The organism is Sulfurovum indicum, from assembly GCF_014931715.1.
Lineage (GTDB): Bacteria > Campylobacterota > Campylobacteria > Campylobacterales > Sulfurovaceae > Sulfurovum > Sulfurovum indicum.
Genome location: NZ_CP063164.1, coordinates 903,779 through 922,731 on the forward strand (window position 1 = coordinate 903,779; position 18,953 = coordinate 922,731).

General features: G+C 42.8%; 22 protein-coding genes. 16 read left to right on the forward strand and 6 right to left on the reverse strand.

Going from position 1 to position 18,953, the window contains the following annotated elements; translation table 11 throughout:
• Position 1 precedes the first annotated feature (1 nt).
• The gene (locus tag IMZ28_RS04545; protein ID WP_197549563.1) at positions 2 to 2,119 is read left to right on the forward strand and encodes an alpha/beta fold hydrolase; all 2,118 of its coding nucleotides are present in this window, start codon (positions 2 to 4) and stop codon (positions 2,117 to 2,119) included.
• On the opposite strand, the gene IMZ28_RS04550 is transcribed toward IMZ28_RS04545, so the two are convergent.
• Positions 2,100 to 2,978 (reverse strand): alpha/beta hydrolase, encoded by an 879-nt coding sequence (locus tag IMZ28_RS04550; protein WP_197549564.1) that lies wholly within the window; start codon positions 2,976 to 2,978, stop codon positions 2,100 to 2,102. The two genes, IMZ28_RS04545 and IMZ28_RS04550, sit on opposite strands and share 20 nt — an antisense overlap.
• A gap of 115 nt (positions 2,979 to 3,093) precedes the next feature.
• On the opposite strand from IMZ28_RS04550, the gene IMZ28_RS04555 reads away from it, so the two are divergent.
• The 5 genes from IMZ28_RS04555 to IMZ28_RS04575 all read left to right on the forward strand — a co-directional run bounded on the left by IMZ28_RS04555 (position 3,094) and on the right by IMZ28_RS04575 (position 7,395).
• Positions 3,094 to 3,282, forward strand: coding sequence for a YgaP family membrane protein (locus IMZ28_RS04555; protein WP_197549565.1), 189 nt, complete (start codon positions 3,094 to 3,096; stop codon positions 3,280 to 3,282).
• Positions 3,283 to 3,389: 107 nt separating this feature from the next.
• On the forward strand, positions 3,390 to 4,718 hold the full coding sequence (gene mgtE / locus IMZ28_RS04560; protein ID WP_197549566.1) for a magnesium transporter: 1,329 nt from the start codon (positions 3,390 to 3,392) through the stop codon (positions 4,716 to 4,718).
• 18 nt (positions 4,719 to 4,736) lie between these two features.
• Positions 4,737 to 5,789, forward strand: a complete 1,053-nt coding sequence (locus tag IMZ28_RS04565; protein WP_197549567.1) for a CNNM domain-containing protein — start codon at positions 4,737 to 4,739, stop codon at positions 5,787 to 5,789.
• On the forward strand, positions 5,789 to 7,123 hold the full coding sequence (locus tag IMZ28_RS04570) for a DEAD/DEAH box helicase (protein ID WP_197549568.1): 1,335 nt from the start codon (positions 5,789 to 5,791) through the stop codon (positions 7,121 to 7,123). The genes IMZ28_RS04565 and IMZ28_RS04570 overlap by 1 nt, the downstream gene beginning before the upstream one ends.
• A gap of 95 nt (positions 7,124 to 7,218) precedes the next feature.
• Complete coding sequence (locus IMZ28_RS04575) at positions 7,219 to 7,395, forward strand: hypothetical protein (protein WP_197549569.1); 177 nt, start codon at positions 7,219 to 7,221, stop codon at positions 7,393 to 7,395.
• Here IMZ28_RS04575 and IMZ28_RS04580 read toward each other — a convergent pair whose 3' ends face one another.
• On the reverse strand, positions 7,396 to 8,487 hold the full coding sequence (locus tag IMZ28_RS04580) for a tRNA pseudouridine(13) synthase TruD (RefSeq protein WP_197549570.1): 1,092 nt from the start codon (positions 8,485 to 8,487) through the stop codon (positions 7,396 to 7,398). It lies immediately after the preceding gene.
• A gap of 21 nt (positions 8,488 to 8,508) precedes the next feature.
• Positions 8,509 to 9,294 (reverse strand): sulfite exporter TauE/SafE family protein, encoded by a 786-nt coding sequence (locus tag IMZ28_RS04585; RefSeq protein WP_197549571.1) that lies wholly within the window; start codon positions 9,292 to 9,294, stop codon positions 8,509 to 8,511.
• A 135-nt stretch (positions 9,295 to 9,429) separates the two neighbouring features.
• Here IMZ28_RS04585 and IMZ28_RS04590 point away from each other — a divergent pair, with 135 nt between their 5' ends.
• The 3 genes from IMZ28_RS04590 to IMZ28_RS04600 all read left to right on the forward strand — a co-directional run bounded on the left by IMZ28_RS04590 (position 9,430) and on the right by IMZ28_RS04600 (position 10,439).
• On the forward strand, positions 9,430 to 9,870 hold the full coding sequence (locus IMZ28_RS04590) for a hypothetical protein (protein ID WP_197549572.1): 441 nt from the start codon (positions 9,430 to 9,432) through the stop codon (positions 9,868 to 9,870).
• Positions 9,871 to 9,873: 3 nt separating this feature from the next.
• On the forward strand, positions 9,874 to 10,155 hold the full coding sequence (locus IMZ28_RS04595) for an acylphosphatase (RefSeq protein WP_197549573.1): 282 nt from the start codon (positions 9,874 to 9,876) through the stop codon (positions 10,153 to 10,155).
• An 83-nt stretch (positions 10,156 to 10,238) separates the two neighbouring features.
• Complete coding sequence (locus tag IMZ28_RS04600; protein ID WP_197549574.1) at positions 10,239 to 10,439, forward strand: hypothetical protein; 201 nt, start codon at positions 10,239 to 10,241, stop codon at positions 10,437 to 10,439.
• A gap of 6 nt (positions 10,440 to 10,445) precedes the next feature.
• Here IMZ28_RS04600 and msrA read toward each other — a convergent pair whose 3' ends face one another.
• The gene (msrA, locus tag IMZ28_RS04605) at positions 10,446 to 10,976 is read right to left on the reverse strand and encodes a peptide-methionine (S)-S-oxide reductase MsrA (RefSeq protein ID WP_197549575.1); all 531 of its coding nucleotides are present in this window, start codon (positions 10,974 to 10,976) and stop codon (positions 10,446 to 10,448) included.
• Between the two features lie 170 nt (positions 10,977 to 11,146).
• On the opposite strand from msrA, the gene trxC reads away from it, so the two are divergent.
• The 7 genes from trxC to IMZ28_RS04640 all read left to right on the forward strand — a co-directional run bounded on the left by trxC (position 11,147) and on the right by IMZ28_RS04640 (position 15,209).
• Positions 11,147 to 11,575: a thioredoxin TrxC gene (gene trxC / locus IMZ28_RS04610; RefSeq protein ID WP_197549576.1), complete on the forward strand. Its 429-nt coding sequence runs from the start codon at positions 11,147 to 11,149 to the stop codon at positions 11,573 to 11,575.
• Between the two features lie 114 nt (positions 11,576 to 11,689).
• The gene (locus IMZ28_RS04615) at positions 11,690 to 12,361 is read left to right on the forward strand and encodes a response regulator transcription factor (RefSeq protein WP_197549577.1); all 672 of its coding nucleotides are present in this window, start codon (positions 11,690 to 11,692) and stop codon (positions 12,359 to 12,361) included.
• Complete coding sequence (locus IMZ28_RS04620; RefSeq protein ID WP_197549578.1) at positions 12,315 to 13,502, forward strand: sensor histidine kinase; 1,188 nt, start codon at positions 12,315 to 12,317, stop codon at positions 13,500 to 13,502. Before IMZ28_RS04615 ends, IMZ28_RS04620 begins: the two co-directional genes overlap by 47 nt.
• Before the next feature lie 113 nt (positions 13,503 to 13,615).
• A complete protein-coding gene (locus IMZ28_RS04625; RefSeq protein ID WP_197549579.1) occupies positions 13,616 to 13,951 on the forward strand; it encodes a hypothetical protein in 336 nt (111 codons plus the stop codon).
• A 63-nt stretch (positions 13,952 to 14,014) separates the two neighbouring features.
• A complete protein-coding gene (locus IMZ28_RS04630; protein ID WP_197549580.1) occupies positions 14,015 to 14,335 on the forward strand; it encodes a hypothetical protein in 321 nt (106 codons plus the stop codon).
• Between the two features lie 133 nt (positions 14,336 to 14,468).
• Entirely contained in the window at positions 14,469 to 14,783 is a 315-nt protein-coding gene (locus IMZ28_RS04635) for a cytochrome C (protein ID WP_197549581.1), read from the forward strand.
• A 129-nt stretch (positions 14,784 to 14,912) separates the two neighbouring features.
• Positions 14,913 to 15,209, forward strand: a complete 297-nt coding sequence (locus IMZ28_RS04640) for a c-type cytochrome (RefSeq protein ID WP_197549582.1) — start codon at positions 14,913 to 14,915, stop codon at positions 15,207 to 15,209.
• A 166-nt stretch (positions 15,210 to 15,375) separates the two neighbouring features.
• Here the strand turns inward: IMZ28_RS04640 and IMZ28_RS04645 are convergent, their stop codons facing one another.
• Positions 15,376 to 15,753 (reverse strand): hypothetical protein, encoded by a 378-nt coding sequence (locus IMZ28_RS04645; RefSeq protein WP_197549583.1) that lies wholly within the window; start codon positions 15,751 to 15,753, stop codon positions 15,376 to 15,378.
• 13 nt (positions 15,754 to 15,766) lie between these two features.
• Positions 15,767 to 18,883: an efflux RND transporter permease subunit gene (locus IMZ28_RS04650; RefSeq protein WP_197549584.1), complete on the reverse strand. Its 3,117-nt coding sequence runs from the start codon at positions 18,881 to 18,883 to the stop codon at positions 15,767 to 15,769.
• Positions 18,884 to 18,953: the final 70 nt, after the last annotated feature.

Here is an 18,953-nt window from a genome sequence, read left to right on the forward strand (position 1 = left end):
GATGAAACTGACAATATGGCTTTCATCGCTGCTTATTGGTCTGATACGAAAGCTTTCCGGCGCAAATATAACGATCTCCGGTGAAGAGATACCTGAATCTCCTGTACTCTTTGTTGCAAACCATTTTACACGATTTGAAACATTGGTTGTCCCGTATATGCTGTATGAAAGACATGGGAGAGTTACAAGGTCTTTGGCAGATGACGATATCTTTGTTGGGATAGTTGGCAGGTTCATGCGTTCAGTGGGAGCATTGTCAAATAAAAACAAAGATCGTGACTGCATCATCGTCGAAGAGTTGCTTTCAGGTAAGATTGACTGGATCATATATCCGGAAGGTTTCATGGTGAAAAACAAACATATCACTTTTGATATGGGTGAGTTCTGTACCCATTCTCCAGAGTATGAAGGCCCTATCCATACTGGTGCAGCACTTATGGCACTCAAGGTAAAGATACTGCAAACAAGAGCCAGGATCGATAGTTCAGAGAGATTGAAACGTTTTTGTGACGGTATGGATATAGATAGTTCGAAAATAGACAAAACACTGGATATAAAAGTGGTACCTGTTTCCATAACATACTACCCGATACGACCGGGTAAAAACCGTTTCCTGATCTGGGTCGACTCTATTATGAAGCAGCGTGATACAAGATTTTTTGAAGAGCTGGAGATAGAAGTGAATCTTCTTATGGATGCACATATGAATCTTCGTTTCGGAAAAGCTATTGGTCTGGACAGTTATATGGATGAACTGTCACAAAACAAAAAGGATATTTATGACGGAGAGAAGGTCAATGCTTTTATAGACAGTAAGAGAAAAATACTGACAAATGATATCATGCGAAGAGTTTATTCCCAGATACAGATACACTTTGATCATATTTTTATTCTGAGTCTGGTAACAATGTCGACAGTGAAAGTCTGCCCCTCATATTTAAAAGCACTTATCTATAAGAATGTCCGTTCTCTCCGTTTGAAGAAAGGATACAATCTACATAAGGAATTACAACAGGAACTGTTTAAACTTATACTTGATGAGAACTATGAACCGTTCAGATCAGTCATTGATATTGCTCTTAAACAGCATATACTCTATCTTGACAGTGACGGCGAGTACCTGTTTGACAGATCATTGCTTGAAAAGGAGTACCCTTTCCATAAAATACGTGTGAAAAATACACTTCAGGTCATCCTCAATGAGATCAAATGGCAGAAACCTGTCGTAGAGATGGCAACAGCCAACAGCCAATACTCCGAGCAGGAGTTGAAGGAAGATAACTTCAGGCATTTACGTAAAAGAGAGTGGGAGTATTTTGAAAAAGAGTATAAAACCTATTTGGGAGAAGTCCCTACAGAGGAAGATAAAGGTGCCCCTATCGTTCTTTTTAATGAAAAGAATGATGTGGGGGTGGTCTTCTCCCACGGGTATATGTCAGCACCCAAAGAGATACGTGCACTAGCCGAGTATCTGTTTGAAAAAGGTATTAATGTCTATGGGTTGAGGCTGCGTGGACACGGAACAGATCCTGAAGCATTGAAGCAGGTCAGCGCAAAGGATTGGGAAACAGATTTTGAACGTGCATTTACTGCTATGAGGGAGGTGTGTTCACGTGTATTTATCGGCGGTTTTTCCATGGGAGGATTGCTGGCTTTGATTCATGCTTCCCAGTACAAAGTAGACGGGGTGATCGCATTGAACTCTGCAATGAGACTTCATGATCTGCGTGTCGCCTATGTTGTACCGACATTACATTTTTTTAATGAAATGATCGCATATCTCAATACAAAAGGCATTAAAGAGTGGATAGACAATTCCCGTACCGAACAGCCTGGGATAAACTATACAAAACATCCGCTCTCTTCAGTCGTCCAGATGGAAAAAGTCATGAGCAGGGCACAGAGTATGCTTAAGAAGGTTACAGCTCCCATCCTGATCATTCAGGGGGACAATGATCCTGTCGTCAAAAGAGAAAGTGCCAGGCTTATTTACGACACCATCCGTTCAAAAGAGAAAAAACTCCTTCTTCTTCCCAGAGAGAAACACAGCATACTTTCCGATGAAGGTAACAGGGAGGTATTTGAAGCGGTAAGTCACTTCATACAGACCCATCTTTGATAAAACTTACGATCTCCTCAGCCACCTCTTTACTGTCGAGTATTTTTCTGTGTCCCAGTCCTCTGGTAGATCTCAGTATCGCCCAGGGCCATAGTCTGCAGAGTTGTTTTGAGTGTTCTATACCGATTTCCCTGTCATTGACATCATGAAAAATGAGTGTAGGAAGATGAAGGTCTGATTTGAGTATATCACTCCAGTCGTTTCCGTATTTTTTAAAACGGCTTTCATTCTGCTGCCATGTGTAGGTACGCATTCTCCGGATGATTTCCGGCGGAATTCCGAAATGTTCTGCAAATTTGTCTGCAACCAGGATGATGTTGTGAATGGGAGCAATCAGAACGATCTTTTTGGTATCAAGTCCCAGTTTTGATGCAGCAGTGAGTGCTGCACCTCCAAAAGAGTGTGCAATGATACACTCTACAGGAGCGATCTCTTTCATAACAGCTTGTATACTGTCTGCCCAGCCTGCAAGGTCTGAAGCTTTGCCTTTGCTCTCTCCGTGCTGTATGGCATCATAGGAGATGACCTGGTAGCCGTTTCTAAGAAGCGTGTTTAGAAAGTTACTCATACTTCGGGATGTTGTTGACCAGCCATGCACAAGAAGTACAACAGGATGATGCATACTGCCCCAGCGGTATGCTGCAAGTTGCGTTTCTCCATCCACTTTGATCCAGAAGCGTTCGGGTGAGGGTATCTGTATCTTGTTGTCACTTCTTTTTGTGTTGAGCGGATGGTGAAAAAACCTGTGGGCAGAGATCACTGCCAATTGGGGGAACAAAAAGCTTACTATACGAAAATAAATACGAATCAGTCTTACTTTGAACGGATGATGCATCGAATGATCCTTTTTCTTCTTCATTTTAACATAATCCGTAATCAGGTCATTGAGAGGTGATTATTGGGATGTTTTTAGTCTTATTTTATCCTAAGGAATCTATTGTATAGTTACAAAAAAAATTTTGAAGGAATCTATTATGGACGTAAACAAGATCAGAAAAGTATGCAGACCGATCAGGATCGTTGTCGGGCTTACCCTGATAGGTGCAGGTGTCTATACAGGGAACCAGTGGTTCTACCTGGGTATCATTCCACTTATTGCAGGGTTGGCGAATTTCTGTCCGCTCTGTATCATTACCAAAAAGTGTGACATTCCTGCAAAATAATTCTTCTGCAAAGGGAGTCTTCGTCCTCCCTTTTTTTGACTGTTTCCATAATTCAATCAATTTAAGTATAATTCCAGTAGCTTATTTTCTTAACAAGGGGGCATGGGATGGATAAACTGAAACAATATCTTAATACACGTCCGCAAGATGAACTGCACCCCTCGGAGATCGCCAATCTTCTCAAAGATCTGAATGAGAAGTATTTTGATGAGGCGGTCCAGTCCATTCCCAAAGAGCTTATTGCAGATGTGGCACTGGAGTTACCAGACCGCTATTTTGGTGATGTGGTTGAAAACTTTACACCGCAGGAGATTGCCGAGTCGCTCTCGGAGATGGAGTCGGATGATCAGACGGACTTCATTCAGGAACTTGAAGAGCATGATGATTCCAAAGCCAAACAGGTTTTCGAACAGCTTGATAAAGAAGACCAGCAAGATATTTTACAGCTTAAACAGTATGAAGAGGATGAAGCCGGTGCCTATATGCAGGTGGAGGTTTATGCTGCAAAGCTGGATCAGAAGGTAGAGGATGTCATCAAAGAGTTTGCAGAGCTTAAACGAAAAGATGAACTGGAGAATATCAACTATCTTTTCGTGACTGATGAGGAAGGACATCTGCGTTACGGTGTCGGACTGGATGATCTGATACTCTTTGACTTCAAGAAGACCCTGAGAGAGAATATTCAGGAAAACCCGGAAAAATTCAGACCGGTAATCGGACATGACTATGATGATATAAGAGAGATCGTACAGAAGTTTCAGGAGTACGATCTTAATTCCATGCCGATCGTTGATACATACGGTAAACTGCTTGGACGTATTACCTCTGATGATATTTATGATATCATTAATGAACATGCAACCGACCAGATGTATAATCTTGCAGGGGTAAATGACGAGGCAGAAGAAGATGTTGATCTGATCAAAGCGGGTAAGGCCCGTGCGATCTGGCTGGGGATCAATCTTTTGACCGCAATTGCCGCTTCTCTGGTCATTGGTCTTTTTGAAAATACACTGCAGACATATGTGGCTTTGGCAGTACTGATGCCGATCGTTGCTTCTATGGGAGGCAATGCCGGGACACAGTCTCTGACCGTTGTTGTACGTCAGTTGGCACTGGGTGACATTGCCAAGCATGATGCCTGGAGGACGATCAAAAAAGAGGTGATCCTCTCATTGGGGAACGGACTGCTTTTTGCTCTGGTCATGGGCATCATTGCCTGGGTATGGTTCGACAAAGCAATGCTGGGTATTGTCATTGCACTCTCGATGATCATCAACCTGCTCAGTGCAGGATTTTTCGGTTCAATGGTACCGCTTTTGTTAAAGAAGCTAAACATTGATCCGGCTATCGGTTCTACGGTGATCCTTACCACAGTAACGGATGTGGTTGGATTTTTCAGTTTTCTTGGGCTTGCAACCCTTATTTTGCTATAAAAGGATGTTATTACATACATGGACTTGTTAATATTTTATTTTTTGGCAGCGGTACTTATCTCGTTTATCTGTTCGGTATTGGAGTCTGTACTACTCTCTGTTAACATGCCGTATGTCTCTGTTCTGGAAAAAGAACGGCCCAAGGTAGGCAAACTGCTCCGTTCTCATAAAACATATATCCATAAATCGATCGCTTCCATTCTTATTCTCAATACGATCGCCAATACTCTTGGAGCAGCGGCAGTGGGAGCACAGGCAGAGAAGATCTATGGCGCAGGAGCTGTCTTCTATGTCTCCATTATTCTTACTTTTGCTATTCTATTCCTCTCAGAGATCATTCCCAAGACCATTGGCGCGGTCTACTGGAAATCCCTGGCTCCTTTTGCAGCCTATGTGATACAGTTCTTCATCTGGGTTACCTACCCGATCATTCTGATGACACTGTTTGTGACCAATCGTATTCAAAAGGGAGAGGAGGGGCACAGCCTGAGTAAAGAAGAGCTTTTGGAGAGTGCACTGTTGAGTGAAGATGAGGGAGTACTTGATGAACAGGAGTCGGATGTCATCGAAAATATTCTTAAACTTGATGATATCAAGGTACATGATATTCTGACCCCGAGAAGCGTGGTATTTGCACTCAACGGCAAGCGAACGATCGCGGATATCGTAAAGAATGAAGCGGACATTTTCAAATATTCCCGTATTCCTGTCTATGAAGGAAGTATAGAGAATGTAACAGGAATGATCATGACAAAACAGCTCTTTGCACAGGCACTCAAAGATGACAGTGTTCTGCTTGAGAAGATACAAAAAGATATCTATCGTATCAATGAGCAGGTACCGGTCTCCTGGGCACTTGACCTTTTCATTGAAAAAAAAGAGCACATGTTCCTTGTACTTGACAAATATGATCAGGTAGAGGGGATCGTAACGCTGGAGGATTGTGTCGAGACCATTCTGGGTGTCGAGATTGTTGATGAGAGTGATGCCCATGTAGACATGCGTGAGCTGGCGAAACTTAAAATGCGTCTGCAGCGCAGACGTCAGAATAGTGACCTGAACCTAGACTGATGTTGTTTTCATCTTTCAAACTTTCACCGAAACTTCTGGAAGCTCTTGAAAAAGCAGGTTTCAGAGACCCTACACCGATACAGAGAAAGCTTATCCCTGCGCTGCTTGCTTCGAACAACGTTATTGCTTCAGCACAGACAGGAAGCGGCAAGACACTGTCCTATCTGCTGCCGGCACTGCAGCTGATGAACCCGTCAGCAGAGCAGGTAGAACACCATTATCCAAAATTTTTTATCCTCTCTCCCACCAAAGAGCTGGCACAGCAGATCTATGAGGTAGCCAAACCGTTTGTAGCGGCTTTGGGCTTTAGAGCTGTACTTCTGCAAGGCGGCGGAAAGCGGACGGATGAGACCAAACGGCTTGAACGGGGAGCAGATGTGATCATCGCTACACCTCAAAGAGCATTGGAACATATCGAAGCACGCCATATTGATATTAAAGCCATCCGGCATTTTGTGGTCGATGAAGCAGATATGATGTTTGACATGGGTTTTGTAGGCTATCTGGAGAAGATCTTCGCAAAGATGACGGAACGTTCCCAGAAGATCATTATCTCAGCTACGATCACGCCAAGGGTCGTCAAGCTTGCCAAGGTATATATCAAGCCTCTCAAGCGTATTGAGCTTGATCCTCCCGGGAAGATCGCCGATACGATCACACAGATGCTCTATCCTGTCGTGCGAAGCAAAAAAGAGGCACTTCTTGCATGGCTTATCTCTTCGAACCATTTGGAGAGGGTATTGGTATTTGTCCGTAAAAAAGAGCTTGCAGACGGTGTGGCCGATAGCCTGAAGGAGTGGGGATACAAAGTAGGTATATTGCATGGTGAGCGTATGCACCATGAGCGAAAACAGTCTCTGCTTGCCTTCAGGGAAGGACGCTGTCAAATTCTGGTTGCTACCGATATTGCTGCAAGGGGACTGGATATTTCAGATCTTGATGTGGTGATCAATTATGACATACCGCATGTCAAGCATGACTTCATCCACCGTGTGGGACGTACTGGCAGAGCCGGAAAAGAGGGGATGGCCATTACGCTGGTCAGTCCTGATGAGATAGAACAGCTCTATGATCTGCAAAAGGTGCTTGGCAGCAAGATCAAAGAGGTTATCATACCTGAATATGCTCCCAAAGAGGTTAAAGCAAGAGGCTATCTGCTGCACCCTCCCCAACGGAAAAGAAGAACTCCTTCTACCAAGAAACAGACATCCGGCACTGCAGGTATTAACAAAAAAGGGAAAAAGCGCAAAACGACCAAGCGTGATGGTTTCAAAGCGTTGGATGCCGCTAAAGCAAAGTCTAAAAAGAATACCCGAAAACCTAAAAACAAATAATTGAAACTCTAGTTAACATTCATCTGTCAAGAATCATCTTTTTGTTAAAGTTATTTAAGTATTATTCTATCAAATAAAAATAATAAGGAAAATAAATGGCAGTACCTGAAGATATTGGATGTAGCAATGAAGCATGTGTCGAAGCACCAAAATGTCAAAGAACAGTGATTTATGAAAACGGTACAGCAAGAGAAGTAAAAAGTTTTGGAGGAACACCGGATAAAGGGTGTGGTAAATTTATTCCTCGTAAAGATCAGGAAGAGAAGAAGTAGCTACTTCTCTTTCAATGAAAACTTTCCTATCTCTTCGAGGAAAGTGGTGGCATATGCTCCCCTGGGCAGGTAAAAGTCTACTGTAAGATGCTGCTTTTCTTTATTGTAAACTGTCTCAACCTCTTCGGGCCATATCCATGCAAACCGCCTCTCCCCTTTGAGTGAACTCAGCTCTGTATCGTCATAAGGCTCTTCGAGGTAGTATGCATCGCTTTGTGAACGCAGTGCATTGGCACCGCAAAGCAGTCCGGTAGGAGAGAGTTTTCCCTCTTTAAAGAGTTTGCTGCTTTGCATCATCTCTTTTACAAAGGAGGGTTTTCCATACGGGTAGGGCATGACGATATCACCTAAAAAGAGTTTGAAGAACTGCGGTTGAGAGGCAAGTACATGGACGAGCTCTTTAGGGTACTTCAGTTTTTTGGCTGCCGTATCGGGTTTTTCTGAAGCGATGATCTTTGAGAGCTTTACACGTGACCCCAGCCACTGATTGAAAAGATGGCTCTGGTAGGCAGCGACCATCAGCTTCTCTCTGCTCCCTTTAAGCTTTTTCCCGGAATGGGCGATCTCTTTCCCCTGAAGATAACTTTTGGCATCTTCACCGAAACGCTGATAGCCGTAGTAGTTAGGTATTCCTTTGGTCTGCATCATTTTGGCCGTAGTATTGAAGAACTTTGCCTCTCTCTCATTGATCCTGTGTAGAATGATGGAAAAACGGTTGCCTTTGAGGTGGCCTATTTTGATAGGTGCTTTGTTGTAGGTTCGTTCAAGTATATCGACTCTTTCGGTAGTCAGGTTTTTGTTGAGCTCTTTTTCATATTTTTTGGGCAGGGAGATATATTGAATGGTCGTTGCACTTTTGTCCTTCAGCCCGGCATATCCTATGTCTCTTTCTTCAAGACCTGTAGCTTTTGCCAGTACGGTAATGAGCTTCCATGTACTCATATCGGTTTTTTTTATCTTAAGTATGAGGTAGTTCCCGTTACCGGTAAACCTGTAAAGAGGGATCTCCTCTACAAAAAAGCGTTCGATGGTCTGTTTGAAATCAAACTGAAGAGGAGTGTGTGGATAGGCGTAGTGTTTTATATGATTCATAAAGCGAAGTATATCAAAATTTTACCCGCATTTTCCCGGTGCACATTTCATTCCGCCGCATTTTCCTTCTATTTTGCTTTTGATGCTGCCGGTCTGCATACTGTCGATCATCTGCTGCATCTCTTGCGGATGGGCGATAAACCTATAACCTTTATAGAGTGTATAGAGACCGTAAAAGACCACAAGCATTGCTGCCAGCTTCATCATCGTTCCGCGCAGTGAACCACGTTGGAGGAACTTGGTAATGGCTCCCAGAAAGAAAAGTGCCGGGATGGTAGCCAATCCGAAGGTAGCCATGACGATCGCACCCCAAAGGGGACTTGCTGTACTGGCTGCAAAGATCGCAAAAGAGTAGACAAGGCCGCAAGGAATGATACCATTAAGCATTCCCAACAGGTAGAAGCTGGAGAGAGAACGGCTCTGGATGAGGGTTCTGAATGTATTCTGGTACCATCCATGTTTGGAAACGGACCATTCTGCAGAGTTGAGGAACTTGAAGTTGCCAAGCAGTGAAGCACCTGCTAGGAGCATTAATGCTCCTGTCAGTACAAAGAGAACACCTTTGGTCGTAGGGGTGAAGGCAATAGCTTTGCCTATGAGTCCAAAGAGTGCACCCAGCATGGTATAGGTAGTAACACGTCCGAAGTTGTATGCCAGATGGGAGAGGGTCTGTGTACTCCATGGTGAGGTCTGGTCGATCTTGCTTGAACTGTAGGCGACAACAATTCCTCCACACATACCGATGCAGTGACCGACACTTCCAAGAAAGGCCGTACTTAAAATAATGACAAGATCAATGTTGTTCATGATACTCTTTATGAAAAAAATAATAAAACTATAGTATTTTTTTGTTAAAATGGTGTTAATTGTAAGCAAAATATTATTACCGGACCGGGTAATAAAACAGAATTTTTGAAATTCGGGTTTTCAGTAAGGAAAAATATGTTTAAATGGCTCAGACGCAATCTTATGAAGATGTTCCGGGAGTTTCTTGTCTACCATCACAGTTCTCTGGAGTTTCGTGCAAAGCTTCTGACACTGATGGTCTCAAGTGACGGTGAAATGTGTGAGTGTGAGAAACAGAAGCTCAAAGAGATCGCTCATGAGATTTACCATGATGAAGAAGAGAGAGCCGAGTTGCTTATAGATACTGTCAAAGAGTATCATAATAAGATCATCACAAAAAACGGTCTTGATTTTGAACATCTGGTCCAGTTGGTGAACAAAGAGGTACATGAGGTTAAACGTTTTTGTGAAAAGATCGATATCGAAATGCTGATGAAGCTGCATGAGTGTACTGACGAAGAGGATACGGATGGAAGGCTTTTTCAGTTGCGTATCATAGAGTTCCTTCAGGGACTGAAAGATGAATGCAAGGTATAGTAAATGGAGTGGTACAGGTTTATCTCTTCAGGCAGAGTGCAGCATGTTTTTTACAGAAAGTTCGTCTCTCAGGCCATGATGCATGCAGGGTTCAACGGGTATATACGCAACCTTGATGACGGTACGGTTGAGACGGTGGTGTTCATTGAAGATGATGAAGCAGATCTGCAGAAGGCAATCATGATACTCAAAGAGGGATCTCCCATGAGTGAGATTGAAGATATACGGTATGAAACTGTTGATGATATACAGATTGATACGGATGGATTTGAGATACGGTATTAGATTTTGGTGATAGTGACAGTGGAGCATGATAAAAAATGTGTAGAATACATATTTACGCATTCGAAAAATAAAGGAGTCTGATCATGGCAAGTGGTTGGGGTTGTCAGTATTTGGGAAAGAACGGTGAGATAAAAGAGTGGTGTATGAAGCTGCACCATCCGTGTGATCCGGGGTGCAGAGGATGTATTATTTACGGAAAGGTTGAGTTTTCCCAGCCTCAGATCGATGAAGAGCAGGAGAGAAAGGTCAAAAAGCGGAGTGACAATCCGCTGGGAGAGAGATAAAGTGGCTTACTGTGCTACTTTATCACTGAACTTCTCCATCAGTTTTGCGATCTTTGGCGGAATGACAGCATTACAGTAACCCTGCATGGGATTCTGTCTGTAATAGTCCTGATGATAATCCTCTGCCGGATAGTAGTTTCTTAGCGGTTCCAATGTAGTGACAATGGGATCGCTGTAGTCTCTCTGTGCACGCTCAATGGCACGTTTTGCCGTTTCAAGTTCTTCGTCATTTTTATAGCAGATACATGAGCGGTACTGTGTACCCACATCAGCACCCTGACGGTTGAGTGTTGTCGGGTTATGGGTGGTAAAGAAGATATCCAAAAGGGTGTCAAGGTCAATTGTCTCATCATCATAGGTGATCTTGATAACTTCTGCATACCCACTGTCGCCTCCGCAAATCATACGGTAATTGGGGTCTGGTATATCGCCGTTGGCATAACCACTCTCTACATCACTGACCCCTTTAAGCCTTTCAAATACCGCTTCGGTACACCAGAAACATCCGCCGCCGACTATAAGTTCTTTTGTTGCCATGTTTATCCTTTAAGAAATCTATTATTATCAATTGACACTATCACTATCAACTATCACTAACACAGAACACTGAAAATGCAACCTCAGGTGCATTTTCACTCTTGCTTGTGTGCTATAATACCTCAGAAAGATGAAAAATATCTAAAGTAGAGTTATTCGGAGGTATAAAGATGACTGTAAATGTTGTATGTCCACACTGTTTGAAGATAAACCGCATTCCAAAGAAGGATTCCTATAGCAAGGCAAATTGCGGCGCATGCAAGAACTCACTGCTGGAAAGCAAACCTGTTGAAGTCGGTGTTTCACAGTTTGGTACGTTCATAGCGAACTCTGATCTGCCTGTTGTAGTGGACTTCTGGGCACCATGGTGCGGTCCATGCCGTATGATGGCACCGGCTTTCGAAGATGCTGCAAATGCTTTACCGTTGAAAGCACAGTTTTTAAAGGTCAATACCGAAGAGCAGCCGCAGTTGGGGAGTCAGTATGGTATACGCAGTATCCCGACAATGGTGCTCTTCAAGGGAGGCAAAGAGGTTGACAGGGTGAGCGGTGCACTCAGTGCAGAGCAGATAAAACAGTGGGTAGCACGATATATTTAGTGATAGTTGATAGTGATAGTTGATAGTGTCAGTGATAGTGACAGTTGATAGTGATAGAAAAGATATGGTATCATCACCTACACTTTAATTGATATAAAAAGGATCAGTACCACCATGAGCAAGATCTTATTGTTGGAAGATGATACCAACCTTAATGAAACAGTAACAGAGTTTCTGGAAAACAAGGGTCATAAAGTTGTCTCTGTGTTTGACGGGTATGAAGCGCAGGAGAAGCTTTATGAGAGCAAGTATGACCTGTTGCTGCTTGACATCAATGTACCGGGCATAAACGGATTGGAGCTTCTTAAAGAGAGTCGGGGAGAGGGAGTGGTCGCACCTGCGATATATATTACTTCTATGGACAGTGTCGATGATCTTGAACGGGGATTTGAAAGCGGATGTGACGATTATATCCGTAAACCTTTTGCACTGAAAGAACTGCTTATCCGTGTAGAAACACTGCTTAAGCGTGGTTTCTACCATGGATCAAAAGAGCTGCTTCCAATTGCTGAGAATATTGAATATGATATAAAAACAGGAGAAGTGGTCATTGACGGAGAACATCTGGCGCTGGGGAACAAAGAGTCAAAGCTTCTGAAACTCTTTATGACAACAGAAGGTGAAGTACTCTCGCATGAACGTATCTATGAATATCTGTGGAATTATGATGAGGAACCCAGTGATTCGGCACTGCGAACCTATATCAAGAACCTTCGTAAACTTATAGGGAAGGAAAGAATTGTCAGCATTAAAAAACAGGGCTACAAATTCGTTACTGAGAAGTGAAAAGAAGTCTCTCCGCCGTTTTCTGACACTTTATGTAGCGATGGTGGTCTTTGGGATCACACTGCTTTCACTCTATTACTATGAAAGCCAACGTCAGCTGATGCTCTCCAACAAGCGTGCCGAACTGGCTCAGTATGCCTACATACAGACAAAACGTCTTAAAGTGCTTCATCACTTTTTCCCCGAGAGAAGAGAGTACCCTCGTGATCCCCGTTTCACTTCTGCTATCTACGATATCGAGTTCAATAGAATATTCTCATTGAATCATCTTGAACGAGTGAATTTCGATGAAGAGATCTATGTCGAACATGGATATATTCATTTTGTGAAAGGACTTGATACATACTACCTGGGAACACGATATCTTGTGATAGAGATCAAAGATGACGGTCTGTGGCTCAAGCAGATATGGAAAGATATCATTATATACGGTACAGCTGCTTTTATACTTTTTATGCTTTTTGGTCTCTATTTGGCAAAACTTTTTTTGAAACCGATGAGAGACTCCATTATACTGCTTGACCGCTTTATCAAAGATACTACACATGAACTCAATACGCCGCTTTCGGCTATATTGGCGAATATTGAGATGATGGATACCGGTGTCATGGTAGAAAAAAACAGGAGAAAGCTGGAACGTATCAATATTGCAGCAAAGACGGTCTCAACACTTTACAAGGACCTTACCTATCTGACACTTGAACAGGAAAAAGAGAATGAAGATGAGATGCTGAGCCTTAAAGAGATCATTCGGGACAGAGTAGAGTACTTTGATGTCCTGGCACGCTCAAAACAGATTACTTTCAAGCTTTCTCTGGCAGATACAACGATTAAGATGGACAGGCGAAAGTTCGTCAGGGTTATTGACAATCTTATATCCAACGCTATTAAATATAACAAAAGAAATGGTGAGATAAGTATCATTTTAGAGAAGAATAAACTCATGATTGCAGATACAGGGATTGGCATCTCCAAGGAGAAGATCCCGTTTATGTTTGACCGGTATCTACGTTTCAACAGCAGCGAAGGAGGTTTCGGTATAGGATTGAGTATCGTTAAAAAGATACTGGATGAATATCATATCACTATAGAAGTGATATCAAAGGAAGGAGAAGGAACAAGAATGGTACTTGTATGGTAGGACCCGTTAGGAAGACGTGAACTGTTTTCCGTTGGCAGGGCGGAACCATGCAAGTCAGGATAGTAAGCCAATGAGATGGAAATTTTAAACATAAAATAAACAGGATATATTGTATGAAGCACAAACTTATATTTTTACTGGTCATCTTTTCCAATATGGTATCTGCAGCGGATATCTATGAAAGACGCTGTGTTCCCTGCCATAAAGACCTTCCAACTTCCCTGCAGCAGATGTTTAAAAAATATCTGCTGATCTACAGCAGTGAAAAGTTCGTAAAGGCAGGGCTGAAACACTATTTGAGAAATCCGTCAAAAAGTATTTCTGTCATGTCGGAACTTTTTATAGATACCTACGGGATCAAAAAGAAGACAATATTGTCCCCGAAAGAGTTGGATGAAGCGATTGATATTTATTGGGAAAAATTTAAGGTTTTTGATAAGTTGAAGTAGCTATAATATTTCAAGGTTGCATAGTTTGCAATAACTAAAAGTTATACTTGAAAGGTTCATTAAATGAAAAAACTGCTTACAATTTTGGCTCTCTCGTTTTTTGTAACGGCTACTATGCCGACAACTGTCATGGCAGGTGCAAAAAAAGGACAAAAGATCTTTAAGAAAAAATTCCGTAAAAAATGTGGATTCTCAGGTGTACGATTTGCAAGACACCATACACAGTCTGAGTGGGAAGATATCTATGACGAGGGAAAATTCAAAGAGGAAGCCAAAAAGATCTGTCCGAGGCTGAAAGTGGATAAGATCAAAAAGTCATGGTGGAAGCACGTTTATGAGTTCTCATATAAATATGCGTCGGATGGTGTTGTCCCCAAGTGTTAAACCTGTTTGATATGAATGTAACTTCTTGAAGCAGTTTTAGAGTAACTGCTTCATTTTTCCTAAACTTCTTCACAATCTTTTCACAATTTCATGCTATGATACTTTTGTCTTAAAAAAATTAAAAGGATGAATAATGACAAAAATGACTAAAATTGCAGTAGCTGCACTTCTTGGTATGGCTGTACTCTCTACAACTGCAACTGCGGATGCAGCAAAAGGTAAAAAGATCTATATGAAAAAATTGAAAGCTGCATGTGGTTTCTCTGGTGCAAAGTTCGCAACCAAACATACACAGGATGAGTGGGAAAAGATCAAAAATGCCGGTAAATTCCAAGAGGAAGTTGCAAAAATATGTCCAGGTGCGAAGCTGAAAGACAAATATGTGAATGATGTATATGATTTTGCATACGAGTATGCATCTGATTCAGGTAACGTACCATCTTGCTAAACGCTTCATGCATCTGTGTATGATGCAGAAGAGAGATTCGGATACAAGCAGGCGTTGAGGTGGCTCACACCTCTGTTTAAAGGATGCATGTTATAATTCCACGCAATTTCAACACAAAAAGGAAATATTATGAAAAAAATCGCAATCGCAATGTTATTTGCAGGTTCTACACTACTTATGGCTGACGGTGCTGCACTTTATGCTAAGTGTGCAGGTTGTCACGGACAAAACGGAGAAAAATCTGCTCTTGGAAAATCTGCGATCATCAAAGGTCAGGATGTTGCAAAAACTGTTGAGCAGCTTCACGGTTACAAAGCAGGTACACTTAACCAACACGGTATGGGTGCATTGATGAAAGGTCAGGTTGCTTCTATGAGCGATGATGATATCAAAGCAGTAGCTGAGCATATCGCTGGTCTTAAGTAAGACCTCTGTTCAAAAGCCTTTTGGCTTTTGAACCCTTCTGTCCACTCTTAGTTTCTTCTTTTTTTATTTCATCTGCTTTTTAGCTTAAATAACGTATATTTTTTCCCAATTTTTACAGGCCGGCTTATCTTTTGTGTGAAATACTTTATATTGTGACGACAAATGACTAATTACTGCCGCACTTTCCCGCTTCACACTTCATGACGGATGTCTCTTTGACGGGTACTTTTGTTGTATTATCCGTTGAACACTTGGTTGTTAAACGTCCTGTTCTGCTGTCTCTTACACAATCATACAGTATTTTTGTCGAACTTGCTTTGAGTACACAGTCTCGTCTGCTGTCATCTTCCCGCATCTGCTCCAGAATATTCATCTTCTTTTTGATCAGTACAGCAGAACCGTCTACCATACTCGCACCGCATTTTCCCGGACCACACTTCATACCGCCTTCTGTAAGTGATTCGGTCTTTTCTTTATCGCTGCAGCCTGATATTAGAAGTACAGCTGCTAATATCAGGAGTTTTGTGATCATACGCGAAAACATTTCTTTCTCCTTTTTAATATTTAATTTTTAATTTTCTTTTTTCATACATCATATAGAAAATAGGTATCAAAAGCAAGCTTAATACGGCTGAACTGACAACTCCTCCAATCATAGGAGCAGCTATACGCTGCATGACTTCCGATCCGACACCATGGGTATACATAATAGGAAGAAGTCCTGCCAAAATAGCAAAGACTGTCATGAGTTTTGGGCGTACCCTCTGTACAGCTCCTTCGTAGATGGCTGCATCGAGTGCAGCAACATCAAATTTATCACCAAGCCTCTCTTGTGCCTCGTCCACAGCCTCTTTGAGATAAACGATCATGACAATAGCTGTTTCTGCTGCCACACCCAGAAGTGCCAGGAAGCCGACAATAATGGCAATGCTCATATTGAACTGCAGCATATCGATATAGAAGAGTCCGCCCAGAAGTGCGAAGGGAAGAGTAAAAAAGACGATCAGTGTCGGTATCATTTCTTTAAGAGCAAAATAGATGAGTACCAGGATCACGAGCAGTACTGTGGGAATGATCCAGATGATCTTTTCCATAGCAGACTCCAGATACTCAGACTGTCCTGCCCATTCTATATAGTAGCCTGCCGGCAGCTTTATCTTCTCAAGAACTTTCAGTGCCTCCTCTTTATAGGTGACCACACTCATTCCCAGTGTCGGCGTGATATAGATGAAGGTAACCGGTGTAGCCATCTCACTCTTGATGACCGAAGCACTCTGTCTGTACTCTATTTTTGCAAAAGTAGATAAGGGAACGAAGCCCAGTGGTGTCTTAACCTGGATGTTGCGTATCGCATCGAGGTTTCTGCGTTCCTCTTCTTTGAAACGCAAAGTAATAGGGTAGCGTTCCAGACCTTTGTACATAGTAGAGATCTGTTTCCCCCCTATGGCTGTGGAGGTATATTCGAGTATCAGATCTTTACTGATACCATAGTGTTTGAGAGCTTCAGTATCAATGTTGATGTCAATGAAATAGCCGGCACTGGCCTGATCAGAGATGACCGACTGTGTACTTTTGAGATTGCGTAGTGCATTTTCTATCTGCTGTGCGATCTCCTGTAAGCCCTTTGCATCTTTACCGTAAAGTTTAATACCAAGCGGGGTACGGATACCTGAGAGAAGCATATCTATACGCCCCCTGATGGGGTAGGTCCATGAGTTCACCAGACCGGGTATCTGCAGAGCTTTGTCCATTTCAGCCATCAGTTTTTCCGTTGTCATCCCTTCTCTCCATTCACTTTTTGGTTTGAAGGTGATGATGGTTTCTATCATCCCAAGCGGTGCAGGGTCTGTAGCTGTATCGGCACGTCCGCCTTTGCCAAATACTGTCTCCACTTCAGGAAAACTTTTAAGTATGGCATCTGTTTTCTGCGTCAATGCTTTGCTCTGGTCCACAGAGATACCGTAAGGTGTGACAGGCATATACATGACTGTCTGTTCATCCAGCATCGGCATGAACTCCCAGTTAAGTCCTTTGTAGAGAGGTACAGCCAAAACAAGGAGTGCGGCAGCTGCGGCAATGACTAGATATCTGAGCTTTAAACCCCAAACCAAAAGAGGAGTGTAGAGCCAGATGAAAAAACGATTGAGCGGGTTTTTTGATTCAGGGATGATTCTGCCCTTGACGAAATAGATCATTAAAACCGGTACCAGAGTTACAGCAAGCAATGCGCCGGCTGTCATCGCAAAAGTTTTGGTAAAAGCCAAAGGTGTGAAGAGTAGTCCCTCCTGACCGGAAAGTGCAAAAATAGGCAGAAAAGAAACAACCACGAGAGCAAGTGCAAAGAAGATGGGACGACCAACCACCTGCGATGCCTGCACAATGGCAGAGATACGTTCTTTGTTATTCAGGTTGCGTCCAAGTTTTCCCTCTTCTTTATGTATGACTTTATGCGCATTCTCGATCATGACGATGGAAGCATCAACCATAGCCCCTATGGCAATAGCGATTCCTCCGAGGCTCATAATATTGGATCCGATACCAAAGAGTTTCATAAGAAGAAAGGTAAGCCCGATGGTCAACGGTAATACAATAAGTACAATAAGAGAAGAGCGAAGATGCATCAGAAAAAGCCCGATGATGATTACAACAATGATACTCTCTTCGATCAGCGTACGTTTAAGGGTATTGACTGCTTTGGAAATAAGATCGGAGCGATCGTAGGTGGTAATGACATCCACCCCTTCAACTTTAAGCTCTTCCATCTTGTTTTTGATACGCTCCAGGGCACTGTAGACATCCTCGCCGTAGCGCAGCATTACGATACCGCCGACCACTTCTCCTTCACCGTTAAGGTCAGCCATACCACGGCGTGCAGCAGGTATTTTCTCTACCTGTCCGACCTGTGCAACAGTGATGGGGATACCGTTCCTGGAAGCAATGACAAGATTGCGTATCTCATCAAGGTCTTTGATATAGCCTTTTGCCTGTACCATCCATTCATAGCCGTTCTGTATAACGATCCGTCCACCGGTATCGTTGTTGTTCTTTTTGAGTGTACGTGCTACATCTTTGATGGAGAGGTTGTAGCGTATAAGTGCATCATTGTTCACTGTTACCTGGTAGGTTGGTATGAACCCGCCGATGGTCGCCACCTCCGAAACACCGTCTACACCCATCAGGGCATACTTGTAGTAATAGTCCTGCAGCGTACGCAGTTCATCAAGTGTTTTGGTCTGTGAAACCAGTGCATATTCATATGCCCAGCCTACACCGGAAGCATCAGGTCCCAGACTCACCTCCATTGTATCAGGCAGTTTACTCTGGATGGAAGCCAGCTGTTCGAGAACACGGGAACGTGCCCAGTAAAGGTCAGTCCCCTCTTTGAAGATAATATAGATCAGAGCATTTTCATAGGTAGAAAAGCCCCGTACAGTCTCAATATTGGAAATAGCAAGGAACTGTGATACCAGCGGATAGGTTCCCTGGTCCTCAATGATCTCAGGACTCTGCCCCTTCCATGTTACCTGCACGATCACCTGTGGCGGTGAGAGATCCGGCAGGGCATCAAGCGGAGTATTTCGCATGGACCATACTGATCCCAGAATTATAAAGAGGGTGGCCATCAGGACAAGAAAACGGTTCTTGACACTAAAGGCTATCAGTTTTTCTATCATAATGTCAAACCTTTCGTTATATTGTGAGAAGATGAATCTACCTGCAGCTGAAGCGGACACAATGTATCGA